Source organism: Pseudoalteromonas sp. GABNS16E (assembly GCF_028598715.1).
Taxonomy (GTDB): domain Bacteria; phylum Pseudomonadota; class Gammaproteobacteria; order Enterobacterales; family Alteromonadaceae; genus Pseudoalteromonas; species Pseudoalteromonas atlantica.
This window is the reverse complement of record NZ_JAQREZ010000088.1, coordinates 1-9,337: the sequence shown is the minus strand read 5'-3', so window position 1 is coordinate 9,337 and position 9,337 is coordinate 1. Positions and strand designations below refer to the sequence as shown.

General features: G+C 40.5%; 4 protein-coding genes, 3 tRNA genes and 2 pseudogenes. 7 read left to right on the top strand and 2 right to left on the bottom strand.

The window, feature by feature from the left end:
- Positions 1–154: 154 nt before the first annotated feature.
- Entirely contained in the window at positions 155–2,929 is a 2,775-nt protein-coding gene (locus tag PSI06_RS20100; RefSeq protein WP_273604780.1) for a hybrid sensor histidine kinase/response regulator, read from the bottom strand.
- A gap of 338 nt (positions 2,930–3,267) precedes the next feature.
- Here PSI06_RS20100 and PSI06_RS20095 point away from each other — a divergent pair.
- The 7 genes and pseudogenes from PSI06_RS20095 to PSI06_RS20065 all read left to right on the top strand — a co-directional run.
- Positions 3,268–3,343 (top strand) — tRNA-Phe (locus tag PSI06_RS20095).
- A gap of 57 nt (positions 3,344–3,400) precedes the next feature.
- Positions 3,401–3,476, top strand: a tRNA-Thr gene (locus PSI06_RS20090).
- A gap of 46 nt (positions 3,477–3,522) precedes the next feature.
- A tRNA-Phe gene (locus tag PSI06_RS20085) sits at positions 3,523–3,598 on the top strand.
- A 410-nt stretch (positions 3,599–4,008) separates the two neighbouring features.
- Positions 4,009–4,641, top strand: coding sequence for a putative quinol monooxygenase (locus PSI06_RS20080; protein ID WP_167381750.1), 633 nt, complete (start codon positions 4,009–4,011; stop codon positions 4,639–4,641).
- A 222-nt stretch (positions 4,642–4,863) separates the two neighbouring features.
- Positions 4,864–6,279 carry a TolC family protein gene (locus tag PSI06_RS20075; protein ID WP_273604757.1) on the top strand — a complete coding sequence of 472 codons (1,416 nt, stop codon included), beginning with the start codon at positions 4,864–4,866 and terminating at the stop codon, positions 6,277–6,279.
- Positions 6,269–7,585, top strand: coding sequence for an efflux RND transporter periplasmic adaptor subunit (locus tag PSI06_RS20070; protein WP_273604758.1), 1,317 nt, complete (start codon positions 6,269–6,271; stop codon positions 7,583–7,585). Before PSI06_RS20075 ends, PSI06_RS20070 begins: the two co-directional genes overlap by 11 nt.
- A pseudogene (locus PSI06_RS20065) lies at positions 7,582–9,219 on the top strand (efflux RND transporter permease subunit); the annotation flags it as partial. The gene PSI06_RS20070 and the pseudogene PSI06_RS20065, both read left to right, overlap by 4 nt.
- A 23-nt stretch (positions 9,220–9,242) precedes the next feature.
- Here the strand turns inward: PSI06_RS20065 and PSI06_RS20060 are convergent.
- A pseudogene (locus PSI06_RS20060) lies at positions 9,243–9,337 on the bottom strand (IS5/IS1182 family transposase); the annotation flags it as partial.

Sequence of the window (9,337 nt, the reverse complement as noted above, 5' to 3'; positions counted from 1 at the left end):
AGCTAACTTATTACGCACTTCCGACGAGGCGGGAAGATAGATTTTACCCTCGAAGGGTCAAACCCAAACCAAGTAAATACCCCACCAAAAAGAAAAATACCAGTCAGCTTAACTGACTGGCATTAGCTATATAGCCCTTTTTTATGGCTATATTTTATAGCGTTTCTTCATCAGTATTCGCTGAGCGCACTTGCTCTTTTAAAAACTGTGCGGCTTTAGAGTATTCAATTTCAAGGGTATCCCTTTGCGCTATTAGCTCATCGGTATCAAGCTCGGCATTTCGACACTTCTCTTCAAACTCTTCTGCACATTGCGCAACGGCCTCTGCACCAATAGTTTTAGAGATAGCCTTGAGCTGATGACAAGCACTGCTTATCTCGTCTCTGTCATTAACCATAACGCCGGAATTAATACTTTTAATTAGGCTTTGGCTTTGCTCTAAAAACATTTTGAAAAAGCGTATTTGTTTGGCTTCGTCGCCGTTTACATAAGTAGATACCGCGTCCATATTAATAGGCATGGCAGGTTTTTGATGAATGACAACAGTTTGGTCTTTATTATGCTTATCATACCAACGCTTTAAGGTATCTTCTAAGGCATTAAGCTCTATAGGCTTAGTAATAAAGTCATTAATACCTACCGCCAGGCAACGCTCTTTTTCACCTTTGAGCGCATTGGCAGTAACCGCAATAATATAAGGCTGAGCGTCTATAGAATCTAACAACTTGGCTTCATCGCGAATTTTTTCAACCATATCGTAACCTGACATTTTTGGCATATGTAAGTCGGTTAATATGAGCGAGTAATTGTTTTGACGCCACATATCTAAACCTTCTTCACCGTTATTTGCTACTTCAACGCCATAGCCTAGTATATGCAGTTGGTCGGTTAAAACTTGCTGGTTTAGTAAGTTATCTTCTACTAATAAAATGAGTTTATTGGCATCGCGTGCTTGTTCAACATTTAAATAATTGTTGAGTGTTTTTGTTTTTTTAATTTGTTTAGGTTGATGCAAGCCTGCTGCTACCAATATCGACATCATAAAGTTAGATTTACACAGCGGTGAGGCATTAATATAAAATACATTTTTATGGTTTATAGCGGCTTCATCAAGCTTACTTAATACCACTACTTGTTGATTATTATCTTCAAGTGAGTAAATAAGACGACGCAGTAAAGAGTTAACTTTTTCCATATCATCTATGCCATCGACAACCCAGATAATATCGTGCTGCTCTTGTTGAGCTTCTATTTCTTGCTGGTTGTGCACGTAGGTAATTTTAGCGCCCATAAATGACAAATAGCGGTACATTGCTTTTTCGCGCTCTAAATGATTGCTCACTACCACTACATGTTTGCCATTGAGCGCATTTTTATGTGCGTACTTAATTTTTCCTGAGGTACCAAATGGAAGCTCAACGGTAAATTCGCTACCAATGCCTGCATGGCTAGTTACATTAATAGTACCGAGCATAAGCTCGGTTAAACTTTTACAAATAGAAAGTCCTAAACCAGTGCCGCCGTATTCACGGGTAATTGAGTTTTCGGCTTGCACAAACGGGTTAAATATTTCTCGCAGTTGCGCTTGGGTCATGCCCTTGCCGTTATCGGTTACGCAAAAACGCAGCGTAAAATGATCTGCCGTATTATGGGCCACTTCTACCGATATTTTTACGTGCCCTTGGCGTTTATCATCAGTACTGGTGAACTTAATTGCATTACTACAAAGGTTATACAGTACTTGGCGAACCCGTATTGTATCGCCAGTTAAATTAGTTGGAATATCTGGCGCAATAGAAAGCTCTAAATCTAATTTGCGCTTTTTAGCAACAGATGAAAGCACGCGAGCAACCTCTTCAATCGTATCAGTAACTGAAAAAGGCGTAGGGTCAATATTTAGCTTACCCGCTTCAATTTTAGAGAAGTCTAAAATATCATCCAAAATACTTAATAGTGAAAACGCTGACTCACGGATAATAGTACTTAAACGATGCTGCGCGCCATCAAGCTCTGTTTGTCTTAATAAATCTATAGTGCCAATAACGCCGTTCATAGGGGTGCGAATTTCATGGCTCATAGTGGCTAAAAAGGTCGTTTTAGTTTCGCTAGCGCGTTGTGCTTTTAATGTCGCTTGCTCTAATGCAATTGTTCTTTGTTGTACTTCGCTCTCAAGGCCTGTTTGTAATTTTTGAAGTTCTTTTTGCGCAGCCTCTTTTTCAGACATTACTGAGTTAACTTTATCTAGCAGCAAGTTAATGTTTTTAGCTACACCAGATAAGCCTAGGTCTAGTTTTTCACTTACTTTACTGTCGTAATTGCCATTTTCGGTAATCGCTTGAAGTTCTTCATTTAATAAATGACTACTTTTACGCAAGCGAGTATTTATATAGGTATTAAATAGTAGGGCTAATGCAAATAAGGCAAACACGCTTACAATTGCAATAATATAGGCTATTACTTGCGAGTCTTGCTGCGTTAAAGGCGGTGCTGGTAACTGTTGTTTTATTATTAGTTCACCAATAGGCTGGTCGTTCAAAAGCAATATATGGTGCAATACACCTTGCTCAGTTAAATGCTCATTTACTTTTTTAGACTCGATAGCGGGTTTAGTGCTGCTATATACAAGTTGGGTTTCTGAGGTGGCATTAAAGCGATAGAGCGTGTATTCAAACTCATCATCTAATACTGAGGTAAGCTCAAGTAGCTGGCGAACCTTGCCTTGCCCATACATAGTAAGTGCATCTACCATTGGTAAATCAAGTTGCTGTACTAGCTGCGTAATACTTACTTTTTGTTTGGCTGCTGGTGCAGGTTGTGTGTTTTGCGAATAAAACGCAAAGGCAACAATAGCAAGCGCTGTTACTGCAATATTAATTATTAAAAAAAGTGGCAGTAAGCCTTTCACCGGCGAAGAGAATTTACTCTGCATTGATTGTTCCCATTGGTATTTGTTTGTACGATAAGCCCTTATCGTATTTTCACAGTAATCGTATCATTTACGTAAAATAATTCACTACGTTTTTAGTCTGGTTTAATTGATTAAATTAAGGTTTTTTGTGAGTTTTTGTTGGATAAATAAACATTAGTATATAAAAATACGCTTTGTTGTGTGAAAACCGTTCAAACAGTTATAAAGAGTAAAAAAAAAGTTGACTTGTAAGGGCAAAACTCGTTTAATACGCCGCACGCCCAGATGGCTCAGTCGATAGCGCTGAATGGGAATTGCATTAAAAATCATTTATGGTTTTTAATTAGCACTGTTAAAGTGCCTCGATAGCTCAGTTGGTAGAGCAGAGGATTGAAAATCCTCGTGTCCCTGGTTCGATTCCGGGTCGAGGCACCATTTATTTTAAGTTCTCAATCTTTAAAATTGAACGTGCCTTAGCACACAGTTTAGTGTGCCGACTTAGCTCAGCTGGTAGAGCAACTGACTTGTAATCAGTAGGTCAACCGTTCGACTCGGTTAGTCGGCACCATTTATTTAAATTAAATGTTCTAAACATTTAATTGCACTGTTTAAGTGCCTCGATAGCTCAGTTGGTAGAGCAGAGGATTGAAAATCCTCGTGTCCCTGGTTCGATTCCGGGTCGAGGCACCATTTATATTAAAGCCCTGCATACACATGCAGGGCTTTTTTTTGTTTAAAATTTATTATGGACAAAACAGTCCATATTAATTGGGTATATCCTCTCTTTTTCTCCCTTGTTTGCATGCGCATAATTACCTCATCAAAAGGTTAGGTGCTGTTATTACTCACTCCATTTACTCACTCAAAATGATTGATTTAAGTAATAAAGTGCAGGGTACCTTTAGTCCTAATAATGCCAATCCGTAATAATACTTAATCATTTTGCGGGGCTAAACGTGTCACTACCGGCGTTAAAAATTCTCATTTAGAACAAATAAATAGTGAATTTTTTTGCCTAGCTATCAGCACGTTTTTCAAGCCTCAAAATAGATCACTTAATTAAGCGTATTGGTATCAGTAATTTAAAGCTGGAGCTAATTATGATCACGCAAATTGTTAAGTTTGATATTAAAGACGAGCACATCGCACAATTTAAAGCGCTACTAGAAGAAGACAAGCAAGGCGCTAAAGCCGAAACAGGTCTTATAGAGATGCGTTTATATCAGGATAAAAACGAGCCAGGCGTCTTTTTTGCTTATGAGCGTTTTGAAGATCAAAATGCAGTTGATTACCATGGCGCACAAGATTACACACAAACGTTATTAAATGCGCTGCCTGAAATCAGCCAATCGGCGCCACAGGTCATGTTATTAGAAAATACAGTGCCAGCTCCGCTGCATGAGCGTAATACAAAAGTTGTTAACCCTGAAGATGATATATGTATTGTGTTTTTTATTTTTAAGATTAAGCCAAGTTTTAAAAATAAAGTCATTGAGCGTTTCGCAACTCATGTAACGCAAACGCGCAGCCAGGAGCCTGGTAACTTAGTGTTTGATTTATATAGTATTGAAAATAACGACGATACATTAGTTGTTTATGAACATTGGCGCAGTGAATCTGCGTTGTGGGATATTCACTTTAAACAGCCGTACGCAGTAAAAACAAGCGAATTATTAGCGCAAGCAGTTGTTGGCGATATGCAGCAATATATGAGCTTCGTTAAAGAAATTTAAAGGCTTGTGTTTAACAACATTACTTATCCCATTTAGCAAATAGTGTATTACACGCTATTTGCTTTTTTGTATAAATACCCTCCAAATCCCCTGCCGCTTTTTATAATAACTGACTATTATGTTAATTCATCGCAACGTATGTAATGTTATGTAAAGTAAGTTGAGCAAAATTTGCCAAAGTGCTTGAATTACATTCATAAATGGCAGTAATTTAGGTTAACTATGATTTGGCAAACTAAGCCAACTTTATTGGCTCTTAGCTTGGTATTGTTGAGCGGCTGTGCGGGTACGCTAAACCCTCAGCAGCGCGAGCAAGCACCCAGCGACATTGCAGCGACATGGCAACATGGTTTAGCACAAAATGCACTTGCAGTAGATGAGCAATGGCTGCAAACCTTAGAAAACCCTTATATTGAAAATCTTGTTAATAAGGCACTTAATAATAATCAGGCCTTGTTGCAAAGTGGCTATGATGTACAAATACAAAAGCAGCAATTAATAATTTCAGGCTCTGCGCTTTGGCCTGATCTTGATTTATCTGCGCAAACTAGGCGCAGTAAAGACAATAGACCTGTAAGTTATAATAATGCCAGCTCTGTCACGCTAGAGCTAAGCTATGAAGTAGATGTGTGGGGTAAGTTATCTGATGCTAAACGCCAAGCCAACCTAAACTACTTAGCGCAACAAGCTAGTTTTGAGCAAGCTAAGCAGCAATTGGTGGCCGATGTTGTCACCGGCTGGTTTGATTTAGTAACCGCCCAGCAGTTACTCGATTTATATAATCGCCGAGAAGAAAACGCACAGCAAAACTTAGATATTATTGAATCAGGCTACCGCCAAGGTATTAATGAAGCACTCGATGTATATTTAGCCCGTAATGAGCTTAATAACGAGCGTACGCGTATTGCTAATCAACAAGCCACGCTTGTAAGCGCGTCGCGTTCTTTAGAGCGCTTATTAGGCGGCTACCCCAAAGGCGATATATCAGCAGAGGTTGAACTGCCTGTTTTTCTTTCGCCAATTAATACCGGTATCCCCTCTGAGCTAATTACACGCAAGCCTCAATTGCGCGCAAGCTGGTACCAGTTATTAGCAAGCGATGCAGGCCTAGCTTATGCACATAAACAGCGTTTCCCTAGTTTAAACTTATCAGCAAGCGTGAGTGATAGCACCGATAGAGTGAGCGATTTATTCTCGCCATCAAGCTTAGCGTGGTCTTTATTAGGCAGTATTTCTGCGCCAATATTTAATGGTGGCCAGCTAAAAGCAAATGAAGAAGTAGCACGCTTAAATGCACAAAAACAAGAACAAGCATATTTAGATACCTTGTACGATGCATTCAGCGATGTTGAAAACGCAATTACTCAGCAGCAATCCTTGCAAGCCAGTTATAAAAGCACGCTAGAGGCACAAGAAAACGCCCTTGCAGCAGAGCAACTGTCGTTTGAGCAGTACCAAAGCGGCTTAGTAACTTACACTACTGTGCTTGATGCCCAGTCCCGCTCTTTTGATGCGCAAAGCTCACTCATTGAAACAAAAAACCAGCTAATTGCTAACCGAATAAACCTATACGTTGCCCTTGGCGGCGATTTTAACGCCCCAACAAGCGAACCTAAGAGCAATAACGATGAAAACTAAATCAGCAAAACTTTTAATCCCAGCCGTAGTGGTGGTGGCCACCATTTTAATTGTTATGTTTATTAAGGGTAATCCACCTGAAGCAAAACGTTTTGGCTCACCTCCTAAAGCCACGGTGAGCGTATCTGTAAAAAAGATTGAGCCACAAGATTACTTAATTTTTATTGATAGCTATGGCACGGTAAAGCCGCGTACTCAAAGTTTGTTAGTTGCTCAAGCATCTGGGCAAATTAATAAAGTAAGTGATGATTTTAGAGAGGGCGGTTTTTTTGAAAAAGGCGATGTACTGTTACAGCTAGATGATAGAGATCATCAGGCTGAGGTTAAATCGGCGCAAGCAGCATTACTTACTGCAGAGCAAAGTTTGTTAGAAGAAAAAGCCCGCGGCCAACAAGCAATTACTGATTGGAAGCGTTTAGGCGGCTCATCTCAAGCGAGCAGCTTAGTACTTCGCGAGCCCCAACTAGCGGCTGCACAAGCACAAGTACTTTCAGCACAAGCCGCACTTGAAAAAGCACAGCTTGATTTAGAGCGCACCCAAATTACTGCGCCTTACGCTGGGCGTGTGCTTAGTCGTAATGTAGACCTTGGCCAAGTGGTAAGCGAAAACACAGAACTTGCAACTATTTATGCCATAGACAGCGTTGAAGTGCGCTTACCAATTAAAAATAAAGACCTCTCGTATATTAGTTTGCCAGAGCAATACAGAGATGGCAGTAAAAACCAAGCCGGCTCACTCGTTAAGTTTAAATCTGACTTAGTGGGCGAGCAAACATGGCAAGGGCAAATAATACGCACTGAAGGCGCTATCGATGAAGGTGCACAGCAATTGTATATTGTTGCGCAAATAAATGACCCTTACAAAGCCACGGCTAATAACCAATACCCAATTAAAATTGGGCAATACATCACTGCGCAAATTAGCGGTAAAACAGTGCCTGATGCGTTAATAATCCCTAATAGTACTATTTATCAAGGCAGCTACGTGTATGTGGTTGAAGAGGGGCTGTTAAAGCGTAAAAACATTACGCTTGCATGGCAAAATGCTACACAAGCTATGGTAAAAACAGGCCTTAATGCAGGCGATAAGTTAGTAATTACACCGCTTGGGCAAGTAAGTTCTGGCACAGCAGTAAGCATTTTAGGCGAAACCGATACGCAAAATATGCGAGCAAAAGGCCCAAGTGGCGCAGGTAAAGGTAAGCGTCCATCGCGTGAGCAGCTAGAAAAAAAAGCGCAAGAAATGGGAATTAGCGTTGAAGAGCTAATACAAAAACGCCGTGCTGCACAAGGAGATAAGCCATGATTGCTTGGTTTACAAAAAACCATGTAGCAGCCAATTTATTGCTTATTACGTTACTGCTATCGGGTTTATTTAGTTTATCGAGTCAAATACCGCTTGAGGTGTTTCCATCGTTTGAAACAGATCGCATAAGTGTAAGCGTTACTTTGCGCGGCTCAACCCCTGAGGATGTAGAGCAAGGGGTTACCATTCGAATAGAAGAAGCCGTTCAAGATTTAGAAGGTATAGAGCAAATATCTAGCCGCTCATCTGAGGGCTCTGCGTCGGTAACCATAGAAGTAGAAAGTGGCTACGACCCGCGCGAGTTATTAGCCGATATAAAAAGCCGTGTAGATGCTATAAACACTTTTCCGGCCGATGCTGAAAAGCCTATTGTGGCGCTTGCCGAGCGAAAACGCGAAGTAATAGCTGTTACCGTAGCGAGCGATTACGGTGAAAAAGAAACCTTAGAATACGCCGAGCAAGTACGCGACGATATTTTACGCCTTCCTAATGTTACGCAGGTTGAGCTAAGTGGTGTACGCGATTACGAGCTCGCCATTGAAGTAAGCCAAGATACACTTCGCCAATACAACTTAACCCTTGCGCAAATATCTACCGCTGTGGCTAAGTCGAGCTCTGATATTTCGGCTGGTAATTTAAAAACAGAAGGGGGCGATGTACTTATAAGCTCAAAAGGGCAAGCTTACCGAAAAGATGAATTTGCAAACATTGTAGTTAAAAATCAGAGCGACGGTACAGTAATACGCTTAGGTGATATAGCAAACATTAATGATGACTTTGAAGAGACCCCAGTACGTACACGCTTTAATGGTAAACAAGCCGCCTTTATAGATGTATACCGCATAGGGCCGCAAAGTGCGATAGATGTCGCAGATGATGTAAAAAACTACATAGAGTCTAAGCAAAGCTCCTTACCACAAGGTTTTGAATTAAGTTACTGGGATGACGACTCTCAAGTTGTAAAAAGCCGTATTGCTACGCTAACCAGCAGCGCCCTTCAAGGGGGCATTTTAGTACTGGCTTTGCTAACCCTATTTTTACGCCCAGCCATCGCATTTTGGGTGTTTATTGGTATTCCTGTTTCGTTTATGGGCGCATTTATTGCGATGCCTATTTTTGGTGTAACCCTTAATATTATGAGCTTATTTGGCTTTATTTTAGTACTGGGTATTGTGGTGGATGACGCCATAGTAACGGGGGAGAACGTTTATACTCATTTAAAAACCGCAGAGTCGGGCGAACAAGCTGCCATTTTAGGCACGCAAGAAGTTGCAACACCAGTTACCTTTGGGGTACTAACAACCGTAGCGGCCTTTTTACCTTTAGCGTTTATTGAAGGCGCACGGGGTGCCTTATTTGCACAAATTCCGGTGGTGGTTATTCCGGTATTACTGTTCTCGTTAATTGAGTCTAAGTTTGTGCTGCCAGCTCATTTAAAGTACATAAAACTGCGTAATCAAAAAACAAAATCATCAAAGCTTGAAGTACTTCAGCAGCGTTTTGCAGACGGATTTGAAAGCGCTATTTTAAAATACTATCAGCCTATTTTAGCTAAAGCATTGCGCTATAAATTAGCGACGGTGAGTTTGTTTGTTGGTGTGTTTTTTATAATTTTAACTTTAATAACTAGGGGCTGTTGATCTTTGTAGTACATATATCAATCAGCCCACATTGGTAGCCACATCATAGTAAATGCTAAAGCGAGCATTGAATGATAATTTCGTTCAAGCTTTTCATACCGCGTGGCTATCC

Coding starts and splice junctions, on each gene's coding strand:
- PSI06_RS20070 (WP_273604758.1), top strand. CDS start 6,269: ATGAAAACTAAATCAGCAAAACTTTTAATCCCAGCCGTAGTGGTGGTG.
- PSI06_RS20100 (WP_273604780.1), bottom strand. CDS start 2,929: ATGCAGAGTAAATTCTCTTCGCCGGTGAAAGGCTTACTGCCACTTTTT.
- PSI06_RS20075 (WP_273604757.1), top strand. CDS start 4,864: ATGATTTGGCAAACTAAGCCAACTTTATTGGCTCTTAGCTTGGTATTG.
- PSI06_RS20080 (WP_167381750.1), top strand. CDS start 4,009: ATGATCACGCAAATTGTTAAGTTTGATATTAAAGACGAGCACATCGCA.